This window comes from Gleimia hominis, assembly GCF_032085515.1.
In the GTDB taxonomy this organism is placed as follows: Bacteria; Actinomycetota; Actinomycetes; order Actinomycetales; family Actinomycetaceae; genus Gleimia; species Gleimia hominis.
In genome coordinates, this window is record NZ_JASXSX010000001.1 from 401777 (window position 1) to 422646 (window position 20870).

The 20870-nt window shown below is 55.2% G+C and carries 20 protein-coding genes and 3 tRNA genes; 13 read left to right on the forward strand and 10 right to left on the reverse strand.

Annotated features, from left to right (window positions below; translation table 11 throughout):
• Positions 1 to 173: 173 nt before the first annotated feature.
• The 7 genes from gyrB to QS713_RS01785 all read left to right on the forward strand — a co-directional run bounded on the left by gyrB (position 174) and on the right by QS713_RS01785 (position 7432).
• Entirely contained in the window at positions 174 to 2201 is a 2028-nt protein-coding gene (gene gyrB / locus QS713_RS01755; RefSeq protein ID WP_313271958.1) for a DNA topoisomerase (ATP-hydrolyzing) subunit B, read from the forward strand.
• A gap of 91 nt (positions 2202 to 2292) precedes the next feature.
• Complete coding sequence (gene gyrA / locus QS713_RS01760) at positions 2293 to 4878, forward strand: DNA gyrase subunit A (RefSeq protein ID WP_313273702.1); 2586 nt, start codon at positions 2293 to 2295, stop codon at positions 4876 to 4878.
• Positions 4878 to 5288: a DUF3566 domain-containing protein gene (locus QS713_RS01765; RefSeq protein WP_313271959.1), complete on the forward strand. Its 411-nt coding sequence runs from the start codon at positions 4878 to 4880 to the stop codon at positions 5286 to 5288. Before gyrA ends, QS713_RS01765 begins: the two co-directional genes overlap by 1 nt.
• 143 nt (positions 5289 to 5431) lie before the next feature.
• A tRNA-Ile gene (locus tag QS713_RS01770) sits at positions 5432 to 5508 on the forward strand.
• Between the two features lie 43 nt (positions 5509 to 5551).
• Positions 5552 to 5624, forward strand: a tRNA-Ala gene (locus QS713_RS01775).
• A gap of 202 nt (positions 5625 to 5826) precedes the next feature.
• Positions 5827 to 6222, forward strand: coding sequence for a DoxX family membrane protein (locus tag QS713_RS01780; protein WP_313271961.1), 396 nt, complete (start codon positions 5827 to 5829; stop codon positions 6220 to 6222).
• A gap of 226 nt (positions 6223 to 6448) precedes the next feature.
• On the forward strand, positions 6449 to 7432 hold the full coding sequence (locus QS713_RS01785; protein ID WP_313271963.1) for an NAD(P)-dependent oxidoreductase: 984 nt from the start codon (positions 6449 to 6451) through the stop codon (positions 7430 to 7432).
• Between the two features lie 131 nt (positions 7433 to 7563).
• Here QS713_RS01785 and QS713_RS01790 read toward each other — a convergent pair whose 3' ends face one another.
• Complete coding sequence (locus QS713_RS01790; protein ID WP_313271965.1) at positions 7564 to 8244, reverse strand: hypothetical protein; 681 nt, start codon at positions 8242 to 8244, stop codon at positions 7564 to 7566.
• 168 nt (positions 8245 to 8412) lie between these two features.
• Here QS713_RS01790 and QS713_RS01795 point away from each other — a divergent pair, with 168 nt between their 5' ends.
• Positions 8413 to 8934, forward strand: coding sequence for a peptidylprolyl isomerase (locus QS713_RS01795; protein WP_102217010.1), 522 nt, complete (start codon positions 8413 to 8415; stop codon positions 8932 to 8934).
• A 79-nt stretch (positions 8935 to 9013) separates the two neighbouring features.
• Positions 9014 to 9709 carry a rhomboid family intramembrane serine protease gene (locus QS713_RS01800; protein WP_512699824.1) on the forward strand — a complete coding sequence of 232 codons (696 nt, stop codon included), beginning with the start codon at positions 9014 to 9016 and terminating at the stop codon, positions 9707 to 9709.
• A gap of 15 nt (positions 9710 to 9724) precedes the next feature.
• Here QS713_RS01800 and QS713_RS01805 read toward each other — a convergent pair whose 3' ends face one another.
• Complete coding sequence (locus tag QS713_RS01805; protein ID WP_313271970.1) at positions 9725 to 9982, reverse strand: cell division protein CrgA; 258 nt, start codon at positions 9980 to 9982, stop codon at positions 9725 to 9727.
• 136 nt (positions 9983 to 10118) lie between these two features.
• Here QS713_RS01805 and QS713_RS01810 point away from each other — a divergent pair, with 136 nt between their 5' ends.
• From QS713_RS01810 to QS713_RS01820, 3 genes are read left to right on the forward strand one after another with little or no spacing between them, the layout of a single operon-like run.
• On the forward strand, positions 10119 to 10850 hold the full coding sequence (locus QS713_RS01810) for a DUF881 domain-containing protein (protein WP_313271972.1): 732 nt from the start codon (positions 10119 to 10121) through the stop codon (positions 10848 to 10850).
• Positions 10851 to 10894: 44 nt separating this feature from the next.
• Positions 10895 to 11584 carry a class E sortase gene (locus QS713_RS01815; protein WP_313271974.1) on the forward strand — a complete coding sequence of 230 codons (690 nt, stop codon included), beginning with the start codon at positions 10895 to 10897 and terminating at the stop codon, positions 11582 to 11584.
• On the forward strand, positions 11585 to 11737 hold the full coding sequence (locus QS713_RS01820; protein ID WP_199171115.1) for a hypothetical protein: 153 nt from the start codon (positions 11585 to 11587) through the stop codon (positions 11735 to 11737).
• 42 nt (positions 11738 to 11779) lie between these two features.
• On the opposite strand, the gene pknB is transcribed toward QS713_RS01820, so the two are convergent.
• The 8 genes from pknB to QS713_RS01860 form a co-directional block, all read right to left on the reverse strand.
• The gene (gene pknB, locus QS713_RS01825; RefSeq protein ID WP_313271976.1) at positions 11780 to 13591 is read right to left on the reverse strand and encodes a Stk1 family PASTA domain-containing Ser/Thr kinase; all 1812 of its coding nucleotides are present in this window, start codon (positions 13589 to 13591) and stop codon (positions 11780 to 11782) included.
• Positions 13564 to 14850, reverse strand: coding sequence for a serine/threonine-protein kinase (locus tag QS713_RS01830; RefSeq protein WP_313271978.1), 1287 nt, complete (start codon positions 14848 to 14850; stop codon positions 13564 to 13566). The genes pknB and QS713_RS01830 overlap by 28 nt, the downstream gene beginning before the upstream one ends.
• Positions 14843 to 16297, reverse strand: coding sequence for a peptidoglycan D,D-transpeptidase FtsI family protein (locus QS713_RS01835; protein WP_313271980.1), 1455 nt, complete (start codon positions 16295 to 16297; stop codon positions 14843 to 14845). The genes QS713_RS01830 and QS713_RS01835 overlap by 8 nt, the downstream gene beginning before the upstream one ends.
• Positions 16298 to 17647, reverse strand: coding sequence for an FtsW/RodA/SpoVE family cell cycle protein (locus QS713_RS01840; protein WP_102217018.1), 1350 nt, complete (start codon positions 17645 to 17647; stop codon positions 16298 to 16300).
• On the reverse strand, positions 17648 to 18880 hold the full coding sequence (locus QS713_RS01845; protein ID WP_313271983.1) for a PP2C family protein-serine/threonine phosphatase: 1233 nt from the start codon (positions 18878 to 18880) through the stop codon (positions 17648 to 17650).
• Positions 18880 to 19356 (reverse strand): FHA domain-containing protein FhaB/FipA, encoded by a 477-nt coding sequence (locus QS713_RS01850; protein ID WP_313271985.1) that lies wholly within the window; start codon positions 19354 to 19356, stop codon positions 18880 to 18882. Before QS713_RS01850 ends, QS713_RS01845 begins: the two co-directional genes overlap by 1 nt.
• Complete coding sequence (locus QS713_RS01855; RefSeq protein ID WP_313271987.1) at positions 19357 to 20058, reverse strand: FHA domain-containing protein; 702 nt, start codon at positions 20056 to 20058, stop codon at positions 19357 to 19359.
• A 268-nt stretch (positions 20059 to 20326) separates the two neighbouring features.
• Positions 20327 to 20413, reverse strand: a tRNA-Leu gene (locus tag QS713_RS01860).
• A gap of 187 nt (positions 20414 to 20600) precedes the next feature.
• On the opposite strand from QS713_RS01860, the gene QS713_RS01865 reads away from it, so the two are divergent.
• Positions 20601 to 20870: an ACT domain-containing protein gene (locus QS713_RS01865; protein WP_102217082.1), complete on the forward strand. Its 270-nt coding sequence runs from the start codon at positions 20601 to 20603 to the stop codon at positions 20868 to 20870.

Here is a 20870-nt window from a genome sequence, read left to right on the forward strand (position 1 = left end):
CGGAAAAATAATAGAAAAACAGCTGTAATATTCAGTTTCAACACCCTTGAGAATCGAATCGGCTGCACGGTTTCTAGCGCAGGTGAACCGGTGGGCAGCAGTGGATTTCGAAGGCTGTTTACAAACTAGTTAGCAGCCCAACTTGGGCTAAAAGGATTGTGAGGGAGGTCAGTTTGTCTGACCAGACAATACACGCCGCGCAGGAGCATACGTATGAGGCGGCTGATATCACGGTACTCGAAGGTTTAGAGGCCGTTCGTAAACGCCCAGGTATGTACATCGGGTCCACCGGTGAACGCGGCTTACACCACCTAGTTTACGAGGTTGTCGATAACTCTGTAGATGAGGCGTTAGCGGGCCACTGTGATCACATTGAAGTGACGATCCAAAATGATGGGGGCCTAAGGGTTCAAGACAATGGACGCGGTATTCCCGTTGACATGCACCCGACCGAGGGCCGGCCCACCGTTGAGGTCATCATGACTGTATTGCACGCCGGCGGCAAGTTCGGCGGTGGTGGGTACGCGGTTTCCGGTGGTTTGCACGGCGTTGGTATCTCCGTGGTAAACGCCCTTTCGAAGCGCGTGGATACGGAAGTGTGCCGGCAAGGATATGTCTGGCGGCAATCGTTCGGTAATGGCGGGCACGCGGTTACCGAACTGAAACGCGGTGAAGAAACAGATCAGACGGGCACCTCCCAGACGTTCTACCCGGACCCGGAGATTTTTGAAACCGTAGAGTTCTCTTTTGAAACCTTACGGCAGCGCTTCCAACAGATGGCTTTCTTAAACAAGGGCCTGCGCATTACCCTCACGGATGAACGCGAAGGTGTGGTTGACGACGGTGACGAAATAGCGGGCGAGGTGGGTGAAGATCAGCCGGAAACTCCAAAAGGCTTCCGTCAGGTCTCTTACTGCTACGAGAACGGCTTGCGCGACTACGTAGAAACCCTGAATGCGTCAAAAAAGTCGGATGTAATCAACGACGACATCATTGACATTGAGGTGGAAAACGACACCGACACGATGTCGCTGGAAGTGGCTATGCAGTGGACTACGGCCTACTCGGAATCGATCCACACGTACGCGAACACGATCAACACCACGGAAGGTGGTACCCACGAAGAAGGGTTCCGCACAGCGCTGACGACTGTGGTGAATAAGTATGCGCGCGAGAAGAACCTGATTAAAGAAAAGCGGGAGAACCTTTCGGGTGATGACATCCGGGAAGGACTCACAGCCGTCATCTCGATTAAGCTCACCGAACCTCAGTTTGAAGGGCAGACCAAGACGAAGCTGGGGAACACGGAAGCGCGCACGTTCGTGCAGCAGCAGGTGTACCAGCGGTTCGGAGACTGGCTGGAGCAACACCCAACTGATGCGAAAGCAATTATTTTGAAAGCGCTTTCCGCTCAGGATGCGCGTTTGGCAGCGCGGAAGGCGCGCGAGGCTACTCGGCGTAAAGGCGTGCTCGAGTCGGCGTCCATGCCGGGTAAGTTGCGGGACTGTTCGTCGCGCAACGCAGCTGAGTGTGAGATTTTTATTGTTGAGGGTGACTCCGCGGGTGGCTCCGCGGTGCAGGGCAGGGATCCGCGGATTCAAGCGATTTTGCCACTGCGAGGCAAGATCCTCAACGTGGAAAAAGCCCGGGTTGATCGCGCACTGGACTCGCAGGAAATTCAAGCTCTTATCGCTGCTCTAGGTACCGGTATTGGGGAAGAATTCGACCTGTCAAAACTGCGTTACGGCAAGATTATTTTGATGGCGGATGCGGATGTGGATGGGCAGCACATCACGACTCTGCTGCTTACCCTATTGTTCCGCTACATGCGGCCAATCGTTGAGGCGGGGCACGTGTTCTTAGCACAACCGCCGCTGTATCGGTTGAAGTGGACGAATGCTCCACACGAGTTCGTGTACTCCGATAGGGAACGCGACGAGCATCTGCGGGACGGTGCTGAAGCCGGTTGGCGGCTACCAAAAGAAGGTGGCGTACAGCGGTACAAGGGTCTTGGTGAAATGAATGATCAAGAATTGTGGGAGACCACGATGGACCCAGAAAAACGCACTGTTAAACTCGTGGAACTGTCTGAAGCGGCTTCGGCTGATGAGGTGTTCTCACTACTCATGGGCGATGACGTAGAAATGCGCCGCGCGTTCATTCAACGCAATGCGCAAGACGTTCGCTTCCTAGATATTTAGACAACAATGTCAATTGTGGTAGAGCTTGGAGAATGGATTAAGAGTGAGTGAAGGTAACGAAATAAACCCCGGTTCGGACGCTAACACCGAGATTGAAGGACCGGTAGCACACAAAGTTTCCGTAGTTGACATTGAGTCGGAAATGCAGCGTTCCTACCTCGACTACGCAATGTCTGTGATCGTGGGACGGGCCCTGCCGGAAGTGCGGGATGGGTTGAAACCCGTGCATCGGCGGATCCTGTACGCAATGTACGACGGCGGGTACCGGCCGAACGCCGGTTTCTACAAGTGCATGCGCGTAGTTGGAGATGTGCTCGCTCACTTCCACCCTCACGGTGACGCAGCTGTTTACGGTGCCCTCGCGCGCCTAGTGCAACCGTGGAACATGCGTTACCCACTGGTTGCTGGGCAAGGTAACTTTGGTTCCGCCGGGAACCTCGGGCCCGCTGCCCCGCGTTACACCGAATGTAAAATGGCACCTCTGGCAATGGAAATGGTGCGCGACATCGACGAAGATGTTGTGGACTTCCAAGATAACTACGACGGCCGCGCCCAGGAACCCACAGTTTTACCTTCGCGTTTTCCAAATCTGTTGGTGAACGGGTCTGAAGGCATCGCGGTTGGTATGGCCACGCGGATCCCGCCGCATAACCTTCGGGAAGTGGCAGAAGGGGTGTTCTGGTATCTCGACCACCCGGAGGCCACGCGGGAAGAACTGCTTGAGGCTTTACTGAAGATTATTAAGGGCCCGGATTTCCCAACGGGCGCTACGATCCTGGGGCGAACCGGGATAGAGAAAATGTACCGCACGGGCCGCGGGTCGATTGTGCAGCGGGCGGTAGTGAGCGTGGAAGAGATCCACAACCGGCAGTGTTTGGTCGTAACTGAACTCCCATTCCAGGTCAACCCAGACAACCTCGCGGCGCGCATTGCGCAGCACGTTAAAGAAGGGACGATTCAGGGGATTTCGGATATTCGTGATGAGTCTTCTGGGCGTTCTGGTCAGCGGCTCGTGATTGTGCTGAAGCGTGACGCGGTTGCGAAGGTGGTGCTCAATAACCTTTACAAGCGCACGCAGCTGCAGGATTCATTCCCCGCAAATATGCTCGCGCTTGTCGATGGAGTGCCGCGCACTTTGTCGCTGGATGGGTTTGTGCACTACTGGGTTAAGCACCAGATGGACGTGATTGTGCGGCGCACAAAGTTCCGCCTGGCGAAAGCTTTGGAGCGACTGCATATTTTGCAGGCCTACTTGAAGGCATTGGATGCGCTCGATGAGGTGATTGCCTTAATCCGCCGCTCCCCCACGGTTGAGGAAGCGCGTACCGGTTTGATGGGTCTGTTGGATATTGATGAGGTTCAGGCAGACGCAATTCTCGCTTTGCAACTGCGTCGGTTGGCAGCTCTGGAGCGGCAGAAGATTCTGGATGAGCACGCGGAACTGGTTAAACGGGTAGAGGATCTGCGTGAGATCATTGCGCAGCCAAACCGGCAGCGCCTGATTGTGCGCGAAGAACTAACGGGGATTGTGGATAAGTACGGGGATGAACGCCGCACCCACATTTTGCCGTTCAGTGGGGAAATGAATGATGAAGACCTGATTCCGGAAGAGGAAGTGGTGGTCACCATAACCCGTGATGGGTACGCGAAACGAACCCGCGTGGATAACTACCGGTCGCAGCACCGAGGTGGGCGCGGTGTGCGGGGCGCTAAGCTGCGGGAGAATGATTTGGTGGAACATTTCTTCGTCACTTCAACACACCGCTGGCTGCTGTTCTTCACTAATTTGGGGCGGGTGTACCGCATCAGGGGGTATGAGCTGCCGGAAGGTGGACGTGATTCGCGCGGTCAGCATGTTGCGAACCTGTTGGCGTTCCAACCCGGTGAGCAGATCTCTAACGTGCTCGCGATTCACGATTATGAGCAGGCAGATTACTTGTTGCTTTCCACTCGGTCTGGGTTGGTTAAGAAGACGCGGTTAGAGGAGTACAACTCGCCGCGCACTGGTGGTTTGATTGCGATTAATTTGCGTGAGGATGAGGACGGGAACCTGGATGAGTTGGTTGGGGCTGCCCTTGTGAACGCGACGGACGATGTGATCCTCGTGTCGCACGACGGCCAGTCTTTACGGTTCCACGCGGACGATGAGCAGGTGCGGCCAATGGGGCGTGCTACTTCTGGTGTGCGGGGCATGAAGTTCCGCGATGGCGATTATCTGCTGGCGATGCAGGTGGTGGAACCGGATTCGGATCTGCTGGTGGTTACCGAGGCTGGTTTCGCGAAGCGTTCTGCGATTGATACGTATCCGACGCGTGGTCGCGGTGGCTTAGGGGTGAAGGTTGCGAACCTGGTTGAAGACCGCGGTGGCCTGGTTGGTGCTTTGAAAGTCAGTGAGGACGATGAGGTACTGGTGATTATGGCTAGTGGTAATATCGTTCGTTCCGCAGTTTCGGAGGTGCCGAGAACGGGGCGTAACACGCAGGGAGTTACGTTTGCTCGTCCTGGGGATCATGATCGGATTATTGCGGTTGCCCGTAATTTGGATACGGATTTAGATGATGAGGACGCGCAGGAGCCCGTGGCTGTTGAAGATGAGTCTGAATCAGTGGAAACTGTTAACACGGAATCTCAATCGGAAGACGTTGTGGGCGCGGACCCACAAAATGAGGAGGCGTAATGAGCCAGAAGAACCAACCGCCCGTAGCTGAGGTGGAGAACGCGGCTCACACACCCAGAAAGATTCAACTGGCGGTTACGCGCATTGACCCGTGGACGGTTATGAAGGTCAGTTTTCTACTGTCCGTTGCGGTCGCAATCGCTGGTGTGGTGGCCACATTGATTGTGTGGTTGATGCTTGATGGTATGCACGTATTTTCTGAAATTGAGAAGTTCTTAGCGTCTTTGGGCGCGAAGTCGTTCATGGGCATGATGAATTACTTGAGGCTGCCGCAGGTGATGTCTATGGCGACCCTTATCGGGGTGGTTAATATTGTGGTGTTAACTGCCCTGTCCACGGTCTTATCACTTGTGTATAACCTTGTTACCGCGTTGGTGGGGGGCATTAAGATCACTTTGATGGACGAGTGATTAGCGTGGCTAGCAGCCGGTGGGGTTCAGTGTGTTCTGCCGCTTTACCACCTCAGGTGGGTGGGTGGTGCAACTCACTGCCATCGGTTTGATTCGCGTGTGGTAACTTGTGTAACCTTTATTCGTGCGATACGCCGCTAGGCGGGCCCGTAGCTCAGTTGGTTAGAGCGCTTCCCTGATAAGGAAGAGGTCGCTGGTTCGAGTCCAGCCGGGCCCACCAAGCTAAGTTCGCACAGGATATCATCGGGAAATAACCTCCCAATGGGGCTATGGCGCAATTGGTAGCGCACCTGCTTTGCAAGCAGGGGGTTAGGGGTTCGAGTCCCCTTAGCTCCACAAACTGCTGTCATGCTGTTTTCAGCTATAATCCAAATCTCTACATCTACTCAAACGGAAAGACTGGACCACTTCAGGCCCATCCGTATCAAACCCAAACACGTGGGACAAGGTATGCATACGTGGAAAACTTGAAGGGCGCTATTTCACGCGGTTACCTCCTTGGTTTCCAGTTAGGATTAGAAGGGGAGAAAGGAAAACTATGCTGAGTAAACTTACGGATTTTGCTGGTCGTTTGGCGGTGGCTCCGATTTTGATCGTAGGTGCTAAGAACGCGCTCGATAATGCGGAAGCATTAGCCCCCATGATTGAGGAGCAGATGGAACAGGTGGGTTTGAGTGATCTGCCGGTAGAAGCTTCCTCACTAGTTAAGTTCAATGCTTACGCACAGATGGTTGGTGCAGCGGCGCTAAGCCTGGGGATCTTTAAACGAACCGCCGCAGCAGGGCTCGCAACATCCCTAGCGTTAACCACTGCGGCAGGTCACCAGTTCTGGGCAGAAGAAACAGAGGAAGCAGCGAACGCGCAGAAACTCCACTTCTTCAAGAACCTAGCGATGATCGGCTACATGGTCGCAATAGCAGGTAGTGACAAGTAAAACAGTAGTTAAGTAAAACAATAGTTATGCGCACAAACGCCCACCCCCATCCGTAGCGGGTGGGCGTTTTCGTATCCCGTTTTTGTATCCAAAGAGACGCTAGGGCCTCAAGAAAATGAACTAAAGTCTGAACTAGAAGGCTTTTTTCCGTGCTATTAATTACTTGACTAATAATCACTTGGTTAACTGAATAATCTGTCGAACTTGTGACCTGGAAAGGAAGAAGATGTCAGACCTGATCGCCTTCGGCGTGCGCCCAGATGAGAAAACGTTCTTTGAACAATACGGGAAAGAACACGGGCACACGATCCGCCTTATTCCCCAAGCGTTAAATCGCGACAATGTAGGTGAACTTAAAGGTTATGAGGGGGTGTGTGCGCTCGAATCCATTTTTGATGAAGCCCTTTTGGCGGATATTCACGCGAATGGTACAAAATATATTGCTCTGCGTTCAGTTGGATACGATTCCGTCGATGAAAACGTGGCAAAACAATTGGGCATAAAGGTTTCTAACAGTTCATACTCACCCTCTTCGGTAGCGGAATTCGCGGTGATGCTGATCCTCATGACTATGCGTAAAGCCCGCCAGATAACTCGGCATTCAGATATCCAGGATTTTTCTTTGAACGGTTTAGATGGGCACCAACTATCGAACTCCACCGTCGGGATCATTGGAGCGGGGAACATTGGTGCCACCGTAGCTCGGTGCCTGTCCGGGTTTGGTTGTGAAATCCTCGCGTACGACCCATACCCAAACGAGTCCCTCAAAAACCTCGTGGAATATGTAGAACTAGACGAACTCTTGCGGCGCAGCGACGTAATCACACTTCACACCCTGTACACCGGTGAAAACTACCACATGCTGGGTGAACGCGAGTTCAACCTCATGAAAAACGGGGTGTGCCTAGTGAACTGTGCCCGTGGGGAACTGATCGACGGACATGCGCTAATAGACGCGCTAAAAAGTGGGAAAATAATGAGCGCCGCCCTGGATGTGGTTGAAGGTGACCAGCCGCTGTTCAATAGTAACTGGAATAATAAACCGATTCAGGATGAGATTATGCGCAGCTTGAGGTCCTTCCCGAATGTAACGATTACGCCGCACATCGCGTTTTACACGGCGAATGCGGTGAAAGAAATGGTGGATCACGCGCTCGATAACTTGATTGAGTTCATGAATACCACAGAAGCCACAAACCGAGTTATCTAAACCAGAAATCAGAATGTGGCGGGGAAACTCTGAGGGGTAGAAGAAGCTTTGGGGGCGGGTGAAACACCCGCCCCCATTACTACATTCAACTACAGTTACTGTAGCCAATCAGCTCTTCAGTGCGTTGAACGCTACTTATTGTTGAAAGAATCCTTAACAGAATCCTTCACGTCTTTAGCAGTGTCTTTAACGGACTCGCCAGCTTCCTTAGCTTTGTGCTTAGCTTCCGTGGCTGCACCCTTTACTTTCTGAGCGGTTTCGTCCGCCTTCTCACCGGCCTTTTCAGTGGCTTTATCCGCGTTAGAAGCGTCTTTCCCAGCCTCCTCTTTGTGAGCTGGTTCCGTAGTGGTCTGCGCATCCGCGTCTAGGTCCGCCCAGTACTCTTCTGCCCACGGATCCTCAATCGGCTGGCTGCGACGCCACAGCAAGTAACCCGCACCAGCAACCGCGGTGCCCAGCAGCGACCAACCCAGGCACTTCGCGAACCGGTGGTTCTTCTTAACCGGCTTCGACAACGACTTGCGGGTAGCATCCCCAGCGCGCTGCGCACGCTCCATCAAAGTTCCGTCCTTAGCAGCTGCCTTCCGAGCTTCCTTCGAAGCTTCCTCAATGCGCGGCAGGTAATCGTCCACCACCTTCTCGTGAACATTGTCCAAGTAGGGACGTGCCTTCTGCGCAGCTTCCTCTACCTTCGGAGCTGCCCACTCGTAACCCTGCTCAGCTAGATCTTGCGCCCGAGCGGCCCATTCCTCTGCATGACGCAGAGCAGCGTCCTTAATAGCTTCAGTGTCACGGTCAAATTTCTTGCCCATGTGCAATCCTCTCAATCGACGAGTACTAAGCCATCTCGATAACAAATGGCGACACTAACTCTATTGTGCCTTGAAAAAGCCGTGAATGCACGGGAATTCTGTTTCACTTAGCGCGATACCCTCACGGCAAAGCAGACATAGACAGTTAAATCTGGGAAACTGGACACTATGAAAGCAACGATTCATACGAACAAAGGTGACATTCGCCTCGAACTATTTCCTAACCACGCGCCAATAACCGTGCAGAACTTCGCGGAACTCGCGGAAGGAAAACGGGAATGGACTCACCCGGGAACCGGAGAGAAAACCACTGCCCCTCTCTACGACGGTGTCATCTTTCACCGCGTAATCCCCGGTTTCATGATCCAAGGTGGTGACCCCCTCGGGGTTGGCGTGGGCGGCCCTGGATACCAGTTCGACGACGAAATCCACCCTGAATTGAACTTCAACGAACCCTACGTGCTTGCCATGGCAAACGCGGGTAAACGCGGTGGACACGGCACCAACGGATCACAGTTCTTCATCACTGTCGCGCCCACACCGCATCTGCAGGGTCACCACACGATCTTCGGGAAAGTAGTGGACGAAGAATCCAAAGCAGTGGTGGATGAAATCGCGAACGTATCCACCGGGATGAACGACAAACCCGTCGAAGACGTCACCATTTCCACGATTGATATAACCGAGTAACCTCAGGCTGAAAAATTTGAGTTCCTCTAGCAATCTAAGTGGACTACGTGCAGCCACGGTCACGCGAACCATCCTCGTTGTGACCGTGGTTGTGTCCACATTTACCCTAATCACACGCCTCCCCATCTCCACAGGCGCGCTCGGGCAACTAGCTAACGAGACCGCCAACTACCTCGCCTACCTACCAATAATGGGATGGATGAGGCCCTGGACACTGCTTACCGTAGTGCTCGTGCACGGTGGGATAATCCACTTAGCGCTAAACATGTTTACGCTCTACGTGGTGGGTCCGTCGGTAGAACAAGCGTTGGGTGGCTGGAGGTTCACCGCCCTATATTTACTTTCCGCATTGGGCGGTTCAGTAACCGTGCTGCTGTGGGGGGTACTTGAAGCAATGGTGAGTTCCCGGTCTGCGGCATTACTAACGTGGAACGTGGGTGCTTCTGGAGCATTATTCGGACTTTTTGCCGCGGTATACATCCTGCAGCGTCACGCGGGAATGGACACCAGAGCCATTGTTGTGCTGCTCGCGGTTAACCTCATTTACGGGTTCATGGTGTCCAATGTTTCGTGGCAAGCACACCTGGGTGGCATGATCACGGGGGCTATCACCACGTGGCTACTGGTAAAAGTGGGGAACAAAAAACAGTACAACGGGCCGAGGCAGCTTCGTCGCGCGCACATCCTCACTCTCGTGGGAATCGCACTAGTGCTCGCATTAATAGCTGCAGGACTCTACTGGTATATTGGCCTGCCGCAACTAGCGTTAGGGTAGGTATTGGTAGTCGAGTTAACGCCACCTCAGGGTCATTAGGAACCCAACTAGTAATAGGCCAACTCCGCACGCGGTATTCCAACTACCAATCGCGGGAATCGGGTAACGGGCACCCGTCATGTAGGTGATAACCAGCCAAATCAAACCCAGAACGAGGACGGTGCAGAACGCGGGAGCCCACCAGCTGGGTGACATTGGGATCCCATCGGTCCAATGCTTAATCTCATTTTCATCGCCGCTATGCTTCTTCTTGCGCTTACCTGACTGTGCCACGAGTGTCCCTTCCGTAACCTTTAAGGTTAGCCCACTACAGTTGAACTGCCTCAAGATTCTTTAACGTGCATAGCGTATCAAGAAGTAAGGGCCTGTAAGTAAACCACGGACCATTATGAACATGAGGGGGTGAACGGTGGAACAGCCAGCGGCGAATAAGCATAGGCGCGGTGCGTCAAAAAAAGTAACAGCCATGCTCGCACGATTCCTCGTTCCCGCATGTGCCGGCCTGTTGTTCATGCTACCCCACGGTGATCCCCATGGAACCGCGCGGTACACCGGCACCGATGTGCATGCCCTCGTGATGAAAAAACAGCAGGTCGTAAACCAGATCAAAACTGAAAACCAGCAATTACGCGGTGAACTAACAAAGCAGCTGAACAATCAACTCACCAACCAAGGGCCGGCAAATACAGCGGAACCCAGTGTGCCCAGCGGAATAACCGGATCCGGAATAACCGTAACGCTAACGGACGCGGTAGTTCCCGATACGCTGCCGAAAGACACGAACGTGGACGACCTCGTAATACACCAACAAGACATTGAAGCGACCCTGAACGCACTCTGGACCGGAGGGGCAGAAGCTGTGAGCGTGCAGGGAAACAACGTGACCATGACGTCCACAATCCGGTGTGTTGGCAACGTGATTAACATCGACGGGCACCTGTACTCACCCCCATACGAGATCAGCGCAATCGGCAACAACGCGCAGCTGCGCACTGCACTTAACAACGACCCTCAAATACAAGTCATTCAAGCATATGTGGTGCGATACGGCCTGGGGTTTAGCGTCAAAGACAGCACTGAGATTACGATTAAGACGCCAGAAAAAATGGCGGAACTAAAGTATGCGAAAGCGATGGAGTAGGTATGCCCAGACACACAGCAGTTGCTGAAAAATCAGGACCAAGCATGTTGTCGCGTATCATCGGTGTGATCGGCGAGATTCTGATTACAATCGGCCTGATCCTCGGCCTGTACGTGTTCTGGCAGCTCTACTGGACATCGTGGCAAGTATCCGACAACAATCCAGCAGCAGTCGCACAGTTCGAAAAGAACCTCAAGCCCGCAAGTGAAAAACCAGGGGAAGAACGCTACGACGACCCACCCGAATTCGACCGGGTAAAACACGGTGAAGTCATGGGAGTTCTACACAACACTAAATGGAACATGCAGATCCCCGTCGTGGAAGGTACGGACCAAAGACTCCTTGACCTGTCTTACGCAGGCCACTACGACACCACTCAACAACCCGGGGAACTAGGTAACTTCGCGATGGCAGCGCACCGACGCACCTACGGTAACTCCTTCAGGCGCATCGACATCATGAAACCCGGTGACCGCATGGTGTTCGAAACCCCGAAAGCATGGCTCGTTTACGAAGTAACAGACCACGAGATAGTGGACCCCGACGCCGGTGAAGTGCTCAACCCAGTACCCCACCAGTGGGACGTGCAGCCAAAAGACCGGCTCATGACCCTCACCACGTGCCACCCGGAATTCGGTAACTCAGAACGCTACATTCTGTACTCAAAACTCCACCACTGGGTGCCACGCGACACGGGTAAACCAGCGGAACTACTCGGAAAGGCAGCGAAGTAAATGTACGGTTGGATTTTCAAACACCTGCCCGGCCCGAAATGGCTGAAGGTCATTGAATCGATAATACTGATCCTCGCGGTCGCGTACGCGCTCCTAGAGTGGGGTTTCCCGTGGGCACAAGAATACTTCCACCTAGGAGACGCCACCGTTTAACTAGTTCGGCCCTTTGTGCAACTAGTTAAACCAGTTGCTCCACTAGTTCTGCTGGTTCTCCCCATTATTATTTGGGTCTTCCGATGGTTCCTCGGATGGTTCCTCAGACGGCTGCTGCGTAACCGTAGGGGTTGGGGTGGGCGCTGCCTTCGCCACCGTAATCGTGATCGTGTCCCCAATCTTCACCGACCCCACCGGCTGCACATCCATCACCGTACCCGGCTGCGCATCCGACGTTTCCACCTGCGTAGACCGGGTAGACAGACGCAGTTTTTGAAGGATATCCGTCACTTCCTGTTCCGATTTACCCGTGAGGTCATCGGGCACGGTAACGTAACCGCTAGCAATGTTTAGGTTAACCACGTCGCCACGCTTCACGTTCCTACCTGCTTTAGGGTTGGTAGATACCACGCGGTCCTTATCCACAGATGGGTCGTCAACCGAGTTCACGTTCCCAATTCTCAACCCCAGTTTCTCTAACTGGTCGCGGGCCTCAGACTGCGTGAGCCCACCCAAATCCGGTACTTTCACAGCAGCCGGACCAGATGACAAGCGGACCGTTACAGTGCTGCCTTTCTTCACTTCACTGCCCGGTTTCGGATCGGCAGAAACCACGGAATCTTGCGGAATAGTCTCGTCCGCAACCGGGTCTCCAACCACCATCTTCAAACCCGCGTCCGTCAACTGGGCCCGCGCCTCATCTTGCGTAACCCCCACGATTCCAGTTGGGATTGTGACCATGTCTTCTTTCGGATCCGGCCGGTTTGAAATAAACAACCACGTCGCCACAAGACCAGCGATCACCAGCGCCGCCAACACCAGTGTTATCCACAAGCCTTTGCGGGACTTGTTTTCTTCTTCCTCTTGAGGTTCGCTGTCCTCTTCACGTCTTTGCACACGAGTCGGTGCCACAGCGGGCATCTGCGCCGCATTCATCATGCGCGTCTGCGTGGGTTCATTCTGCCAAACTGACGCCATGGGGGCGGTAACCGTACCGCCACGCAGCGCATGCTGCAAGTCCATGTTCATAACCTGCGCGCTCTCGTAGCGTTTAGCCTTATCTTTCGCCAGCGCTTTCAACACCACGCGGTCAATCGCTTCGGGCACATCCGACGTTATAGACGAAGGAGTGGGAGGTACCTCAGACACATGCTGATACGCCACCGCAACCGCGGAATCACCTTTAAACGGCGGCTGACCCGTCAGCAGTTCAAACAGCACACACCCCGTCGAGTACAAGTCGGAACGCTCATCCACGGTTTCTCCCCGCGCCTGCTCTGGCGACAAGTACTGGGCGGTACCCACCACCGCGTTGGTTTGCGTCATCGTGGCCTGCGAATCCGTGATCGCCCGGGCAATCCCAAAGTCCATCACCTTGATCTTGCCGGTGTTCGTCAACATGATATTCGCGGGTTTAATATCGCGGTGAACCAGCCCCATGGAATGCGAGTACTCTAGTGCGCTGAGCACCCCCGAAATGATCTCCACGGCCTCATCAATAGGAACAGGCGCCCCACCCGACAGGAGGTCGCGCACAGTGTGGCCCTCCACGTACTCCATAACAATGTAGGGGATGGATACTTGGTTGCCGTCCGGGGTCGTAATATTCTCTTCCCCCGTGTCGTATACCGCCACAATATTAGGGTGGTTCAAAGACGCCGCAGCCTGAGCTTCACGTCGGAACCGGGTTTGGAAAATTGAGTCGCGCGCCAAGTCGGTGCGCAGCATTTTGATCGCCACGATGCGTGACAGGCGCGTGTCGAATCCCAGGTGTACCTGGGCCATCCCACCGCGACCTATCATGGCCCTAATCTCGTAGCGGCCCGCTAACAGCTGGGGCTGATCGGAACCCATGGGATTACCTCCGTTGTCGTAGCGTTTAATTGAGAATCTAGTTTTTGTTCAAAGCTGGTGGTCACTAACGCTGCCTGCGTTTGAGGTGGGGAGGCGCTCGCGGTGGCGCTGCGGGCCCAGAACACGAATGCGAAAGTGATGGCAAATAGCGCTATCGCTAATCCGACCAGTTCCACAGTGTATGTGGGTGGGCTAGCTGCATGTCGCCATGAGGAAGAACGCGGCCATGAGGAATCGTGCGACGCGGGGGTGCTCGGCGTGGCCGTGTTCGATCGCGTAGTACCGGGCTTATATTCCGCGTTTGAGGGCGCTGCAGCGGTGGGTAATCCCGACGTGGTAGCGGGCGGGCTGGGTTTCGAGGGCGCGGCAACCGGTTGCGCGCTAGAACTATCCGCCGTAGCCGGTAGCGTCAGTGCTGTGGGAGCCGGGGAAATCCCAAGCTTGCGCGCCACCTGCGTCAACTGTTTCGCTAAAGTAGCGCCATCTTGCGGCCGATCTTGAGGTTTCTTGCGAAGCAGTGACATCACAATCTGCGCTAGCTCGTGCGGCACGTCCTCTGGCAGAGGCGGAACCGGGTCGTTCACGTGCGCAAACGCCACATCCACTTGGGTTTTACCCGAAAATGGGCGCCGACCCGCCAGTGCCTCATAAGCAATAACCCCCAACGCATACAGGTCGCCCACGTGATTCGCAACCTCACCCATCGCCTGTTCCGGCGGCAAATACTGGGCGGTACCCATAACCATGCCCGCCTCCGTCATCGTCGCCTGCGTGGACGTGGTAGAAATCCCGAAATCCGTCAGCTTCACCTGCCCATCAGGCGTAATCAACAAGTTCGAAGGCTTAATGTCGCGATGCACAATATCTTTATCTTTCGCAGCCTGCAGCGCGTACGCCGTCTGAATCAACACGGGCAGAAGCTGCGCGGGCGCAATCCGATTCCCACCTTTGAGGTAGTCATTAAACGGCCGGCCCGTCACCAGCTCCATGATGATCCACCCGATGCCGTCATCCTCACCGTGATCAAGCACCGCGGCAATATTGGGGTGGGTTACCTCCATGGCGTTACGCGCCTCAACCCGCAGACGCGCGAGGAACGTTTGGTTCCCCATCAGATCGGCTTTCAACACTTTCGCAGCCAGCATCCGGCCCGTCACCTGGTCGCGCGTGGACCACACTTCACCCATGCCACCCACCGCGATCTGGCGGATCAGCATGTACCTACCCCCCAGGGTCATACCTGCGTAAATACTAGCCATTGAGCCCCGCTTCCAACATCGCTCGGGCAATTGGCCCCGCATCTGAACCACCACCGGGGTGCGGGCTCGTTTCGTCACCTTCCACAGCTACGGCCACCACCATCGGGTTGTCCGACCCCGTGTTGTACGCAACCACCCACGCGGTAGTGCGATCGTTCCCCGTTTCTGCAGTACCGGTTTTCGCCGCTATTTTCGCAGCATCCGTGCGCATAGACTGCCCCGTGCCGTATGGTTTAGACACCACATCCAGCATCATTGCCTGCAGTTTCTTAGCTGTATCCGCACTGATCGGTTGGCCCAGTTCCTCCGGATCTGTGGTTTTCAGTTTTTCCAAATCCGAACTGAGTACTTGGTCAATTAAATACGGTTTCATGAGGGTACCTTGGTTAGCTACTGCGGCACCCACCATCGCCATCTGCATGGGGGTAACCTGCACATCCGACTGGCCAATACCCGCCAGGGGGACTTGTGCCTCATCCAAATTATCTGGAAAAACAGACTCGGTGACAGGCATGGGAATCTGCAGTGATTCGTCAAACCCGAACGCGCGCGCCTGCTTGCGCAACGCCTCCGCGCCAACCGTGACGGCGGACTGACCAAACGACGTGTTACATGAACGCGCGAACGCTTCCGCCATGGTTGGATGCCCATCTCCGCACTGCATTCCCGTAATATTAGGCAGCTTCGTGTTCGTCCCCGGCAGGGTGATCGCAGCGCCACCTTCAACCGTGGAATCGGGGTTAAACTTACCGCTTTCCAACATGGCGGCCGCAGTGATGATCTTGAACGCCGAACCGGGTGGGTAGCGGTCACCTGCAATCGCGCGGTTCACCAGCGGTTTATTCGGATCTTTACTCAGTTCTTTACTGCGTTTTAATACCTTATTGTTGTCGGAGCTAGACAGTTCCGTTGGATCGTATGAAGGTGAAGAATACAGCGTGAGGATCTTGCCCGTCTTCGCTTCCAACGCCACCGCGGCGCCCTTGCGACCCCCCAAGCCTTTCGCCGCGGCCTGCTGCATACGCGGGTTAAGAGTCAAGGAAATCCCGCCGCCCTGCCGGTCCGCACCGGTGAGTAGGTTCTGCACGCGCTGCGTCCACAAGGAAGGGGCGTTGCCCTCCAAAATCGTGTCCGCATACTGCTCTAACCCGGTTGCTGAACCCAAGTTCACGGAAAACCACCCGGTCACGGGCGCGTAAAGGGCCTTACCGGGGTAGGTGCGTTCAAAACGTTTAGTCTTGGGAATCGGAGTGGATTCCGCGACCGCCCGCCCGGCTACGACAATTGGACCGCGGTCACGTTCAGAAGCATGCAAAATAGTGCGGGAGTTACGTGAATCCGCGTTCAACCGGGGCGCGGCGATGAACTGAATATAAGTGGCAGCTAAAGCCAGCGCGGCGAGCATTGCGACAACCAGGATGTACAGGCGGCGGATCTGAGCGTTCACTCACTTCACCTCCTGCGTGTGCGTGGGCCGGCGGGACGCGTCGGAAATACGCAGCAGCAAGGCAATCAGAATCCACGACGCGATCATCGACGAACCCCCTTGCGCTAGGAACGGTGCCGTCAGACCCGTCAAGGGGATTATGCGCGTGATTCCACCCAGAACAACGAACAGTTGCAGGGCTAGAGAAAATGAGATGCCGGAAGCTAAGAGTTTACCGAAGCCGTCACGCACCCCGATTGCGGCGCGAAGCCCTCGTTGGATTAACACCAGGTACATGAGGAGGATGGCAAGCAGCCCGGTGAGCCCCAGTTCCTCAGCGAGGGAAGACAGAATGAAATCGGACTGGGCGAAGGGAACTAACTGCGGGTAGCCGCGCCCCCACCCGGTTCCAAGCAAACCCCCGGACGCCATACCGAACTGGCCTTGCACCACCTGGCCGGAACCACCGATCGCGTTGTATACCTGCGGGTCGAACGCGTGCAACCAAATGTTTATCCGCTGCCGAACGTGCGAAAACGTGTGCATCGCTGCCCACGCGGCGGGAATAAAAGAGATCGCGCCGATCACGAGCCACGACACCCGGTTGGTGGCCACGTACAGCATGGCTACGAACAGGCCGAAGAACAGCAAGGAAGTACCCAGGTCGCGCTGGAACACGAGGATCGCTAACGACGTTAGCCACACCACTATAATGGGGCCGAGATCGCGCCCGCGCGGCAGACGTAAACCCAGTATTTTGGGCCCCCCGATTGAGAGTTTGTCGCGGTTATCGACCAGGTAGCCAGCGAAAAACACGGCGAGGGTGATTTTCACGAACTCCGCGGGTTGGATGGAGGCGAACCCGAGGTTCAGCCAAATCCGCGACCCGAAGTGTTCCACTCCGAGACCTGGCACTAGGGGCGACAGGAGCAGCACCAAAGAGATGATCATCGCGGTGAACGTGTAGCGGCGCAGCAGCCGATGGTCTTTAACAAAAATAAGTACCAGGGCGGCGGCGAGCAGGCCGGCGGCCGTCATGAGGAGCTGTTTGATTCCCGTTTGCGGCTGGTCCAATAGTTTGTACGACATGTCGAGCCGGAAAATCATGGCCATTCCCACGCCAGATAGGGCCACCGCCATGGGGAGGATAACGGGGTCGGAGTAGGGCGCGAACTTACGTACCCCCAGGTCTGCGACAATCGCAATAATCACCAGTAGGCCCGCGTGCAGCCCCACGTTCGTGGGTAACGTGTCGGTGCGGTTAATGTAGGTCAGTACGTACCCGCCTAAACCAGCTGCTATCGCGCCGATTAACAAGAGGAGTTCAACGAATGGGCGTCGCCGCGCCGGGGTGATTGTCGCGGTTGCCATTTAGTGATCACCGTCCGCGGGTGCGTTGGCGGATGAGTCTTTCTTTTCGTTGTTCAAAGAGTGTATGTACGCGTCGATTTGTTCGCGTGAGGAGCGGCGCACCGGGTCTTGAAGCCTTGATTGTTCCACTGGTTTCAGGTCTTCAACTTTGATTGGGGTGACTTCTACGGGGTGGAATAGTTTCCACGGGCCGAGCGACTGGGGGATGCCGCGGTAGATCACTACGGAACCGTTGTTAGCTTTGGCGAAGAACTGGTTTTGGCTCCACACGTATCCGGCCCACCCACCGAGCGCGAGAAGGGCAACTAGCAGCAGAGTGAAAAATGGGGCGATCCACCGTTTCCGTTTTGGTACCGTGTCTTCCCCTTCGTCTTCCTCGTCTTCCTCTGGGGCTTGAGGGTTTAGGGTGGCGGCGCGGGCGGCTGCGGAGGAGCCTCCGCGGGTGGGTGCGGCCCGGTCCACTGCGATGGAACCTACAATTTGTGGTGCCTGCACGGGTTCTTGGCCGGCGGGCACGATGTCCGCGATAACGCACGTGATGTTGTCTGGACCACCGGCACGCAGCGCAAGGCGGATGAGTTTTTCACAGCACTGACCGGGGTCGTCTATTTCCGCGAGGGTTTGCGCAATAGTCTCGGCGGACACCACGCCAGAGAGGCCGTCAGAGCACAGGAGCCACCGGTCGCCCTCCACGGCTTCGCGCACGGATTCGTCTGCCGCCACGTCTCCGTCGGTGTCCCCCAGGATTCGCAGCACTACGGAACGTTGTGGATGGTTTTGTGCCTCCTGAGGGGTGATTTGCCCAGTTTGAATCAGGTACTGCACAAACGAATGGTCGGTAGTCACCTGCGTCAACTGGTCGTCGCGCAGTACGTACGCGCGCGAGTCCCCCACGTGCACCATCGCCATCTTGTTTCCCGATCGCAGCAGGGCAATACACGTGGTGCCTAATCCCTTGAGGTCCGAATCGTTCGAAGATCGTTCAATCAAGTCCTCGTGGGCATCGCGCAGGGCGGAGCGTAAGAGGTGAAGCATGTCTTCTGCACGGTGATCGTCGGAATCCAGTGGCGCTAGGTGCGCGATCGCTACGGCGGAGGCGATGTCCCCACCGGCTGGGCCACCCATCCCGTCAGCTAAAACTAGTAGGTGCGGGCCAGCGTAACCGGAGTCTTGATTGTTCTTGCGAACTAAACCAACGTCAGAACGGGCAGCGAAACGGAAATCAACGGGCATTAGTTCACCAACTCCAAGGTGGTTTGACCGATGCGGACATTGTCACCCAAGTTCAGGGCCCGGGGGCGGGCGAGTCGTTCATCATCCACAAATGTTCCGTTAGTAGAACCGAGGTCCTCGATCCACCATTGTCCCTGTTGTGAATGTAACCTGGCGTGTCTTGAAGACGCGTAATCATCGTCGATAACGAGGGTGGAAGTGGGGGAGCGGCCGATAATAATATCCGCACTCCCCAGCCTCATGGTGGTACCAGCCAGTGGCCCACCTGTGATGAGCAGTGACGTGGGTTGGGTGGGTTTCGAACGGGCTTCTTCGCGCCGACGCTTCTGGCCTTTAACCGACCGGCCTTTACCGCGCGGCGTAATCACCGTACCGAAAATGTCGCGCCGCAACACAGATACGGACCCTAAAACCAGTACCCACAGCAGCAGCAGGTATGCGAGGCGGAAAACGTTGAATGCCAGGTCGCTAGCCATTTACTGATCCTCCGCTGCGGAAGTCCAAAAGAGTATGCGGGTGCGGCCAATCACAATCTGATTTCCATCCACGAGGGTGGCGGCATCCACCTTGTGACCCTCCACGTATAGGCCGTTTGTGGAACCTAAATCGGTGGCGATCACTCCGCCGGGAGTTTGCCGCAGTTCTAAGTGTTCGCGTGAGACCCCGGAGTCATTCACCGTGATGTCCGCGCTGCGGCCCCGGCCGATAATGGTCACGGGTTCAGTTAAAATCCACCGTTCCCCCTCAATGTCAATAATTGGATTCTGGGTTGAAGCGGACTGGCTGGTTGCGGGCGCTACCGCCCCCCGACGGGTGGACGCGTCAATTTGTAACTGGCCTGTGAGCTCTTCGGAACCGGGTTCGAACGATACTTTAATGGGGCCGACCAGCGCGTAATCGTTATCTTGCGCGTACTGCATGGCGCCGTCTTGAATTTCTTGGGCGAGCACGTCCAGGCCCATGTCTTCGAGGTTCCGCATGTCGGAAGGGGAGATTTTAACCCGGTACTCGTTGGGCACCACCTGGTGATCTTGCGAGTACTCTTGGACGTGGTTTTCCATGGACTTGCGGACAGCAGAGGTAATGTCAACGGGTTTTAAGGCAGAGCGGAAAACGCGGGAGAAGATACCGTTAACGCCCTTCTCAACCGTGGATTCGAACCGGTCCAGCAGTCCCATTCACACCCCTTAATAATCGTATTCATTGTACGCAGTAGACCCGCGATTACATACACCCTACTTTACTACCGCGCAGGTGCCTAGAATAGTTGTGTGACTTCAGCGCAGAATAATTTGAAAGAAGGCTTTCAAACTGTCTTGAATCACGGACACTTAGAGCAAATGAATTATCTGCGGGTTTGTATGTTGAGCGAGTAATTCGTAGTGGTTCTAAGCCAAGTGACTTATTCGAAATTTTAAACTGAAGCAGATTCTGACGCACAAGTACTGGTGCTCGAGGGGGGACTCGAACCCCCATGCCTGTAAGGGCACACGGACCTGAACCGTGCGCGTCTACCAATTCCGCCACCCGAGCTTTAAGGCTTTGCAAGCCTATCGAAACGCAGGGGGCAAACGCAAATCACCCCCAGCGTGGTGTTCCCCACGCTCGCGGATGCAGGCACCTTCGTGGTTACTGGCGGCTCAGTTGTACCAACTGCCCTCATAAAAACGGTCCGGACGTGGTTACTGGCCGTTTCGTACTTTCTGGCAGTATTGGATGTATGAAAGCGATTATGACGGTTACGGGCGTGGACCACACGGGGATTGTGGCGGCTGTCGCCAGCGCGGTTGCTAAGCGGCAGGCGAATATTCTGAACGTTTCGCAAACTTTGATGGATGGTTACTTTACGATGATCATGCATTTGGAGTTCGATAATAATGAGGTTCCAATCACGCAGCTGCAAGCGGATATGAATGAGGTGGCGCAGCAACAGAAACTACAGATCCGCCTGCAGGCCGCGCAGTTGTTCGACGAAATGCACCGGTTGTAA

What these genes read in the sequence shown, in the direction of transcription:
- QS713_RS01765 (WP_313271959.1), top strand. Translation starts at nt 4,878, where the DNA reads ATGAGCCAGAAGAACCAACCGCCCGTAGCTGAGGTGGAGAACGCGGCT.
- QS713_RS01780 (WP_313271961.1), top strand. Translation starts at nt 5,827, where the DNA reads ATGCTGAGTAAACTTACGGATTTTGCTGGTCGTTTGGCGGTGGCTCCG.
- QS713_RS01785 (WP_313271963.1), top strand. Translation starts at nt 6,449, where the DNA reads ATGTCAGACCTGATCGCCTTCGGCGTGCGCCCAGATGAGAAAACGTTC.
- QS713_RS01790 (WP_313271965.1), bottom strand. Translation starts at nt 8,244, where the DNA reads ATGGGCAAGAAATTTGACCGTGACACTGAAGCTATTAAGGACGCTGCT.
- QS713_RS01795 (WP_102217010.1), top strand. Translation starts at nt 8,413, where the DNA reads ATGAAAGCAACGATTCATACGAACAAAGGTGACATTCGCCTCGAACTA.
- QS713_RS01815 (WP_313271974.1), top strand. Translation starts at nt 10,895, where the DNA reads ATGTTGTCGCGTATCATCGGTGTGATCGGCGAGATTCTGATTACAATC.
- QS713_RS01820 (WP_199171115.1), top strand. Translation starts at nt 11,585, where the DNA reads ATGTACGGTTGGATTTTCAAACACCTGCCCGGCCCGAAATGGCTGAAG.
- pknB (WP_313271976.1), bottom strand. Translation starts at nt 13,591, where the DNA reads ATGGGTTCCGATCAGCCCCAGCTGTTAGCGGGCCGCTACGAGATTAGG.
- QS713_RS01830 (WP_313271978.1), bottom strand. Translation starts at nt 14,850, where the DNA reads ATGGCTAGTATTTACGCAGGTATGACCCTGGGGGGTAGGTACATGCTG.
- QS713_RS01840 (WP_102217018.1), bottom strand. Translation starts at nt 17,647, where the DNA reads ATGGCAACCGCGACAATCACCCCGGCGCGGCGACGCCCATTCGTTGAA.
- QS713_RS01845 (WP_313271983.1), bottom strand. Translation starts at nt 18,880, where the DNA reads ATGCCCGTTGATTTCCGTTTCGCTGCCCGTTCTGACGTTGGTTTAGTT.
- QS713_RS01850 (WP_313271985.1), bottom strand. Translation starts at nt 19,356, where the DNA reads ATGGCTAGCGACCTGGCATTCAACGTTTTCCGCCTCGCATACCTGCTG.
- QS713_RS01855 (WP_313271987.1), bottom strand. Translation starts at nt 20,058, where the DNA reads ATGGGACTGCTGGACCGGTTCGAATCCACGGTTGAGAAGGGCGTTAAC.
- QS713_RS01865 (WP_102217082.1), top strand. Translation starts at nt 20,601, where the DNA reads ATGAAAGCGATTATGACGGTTACGGGCGTGGACCACACGGGGATTGTG.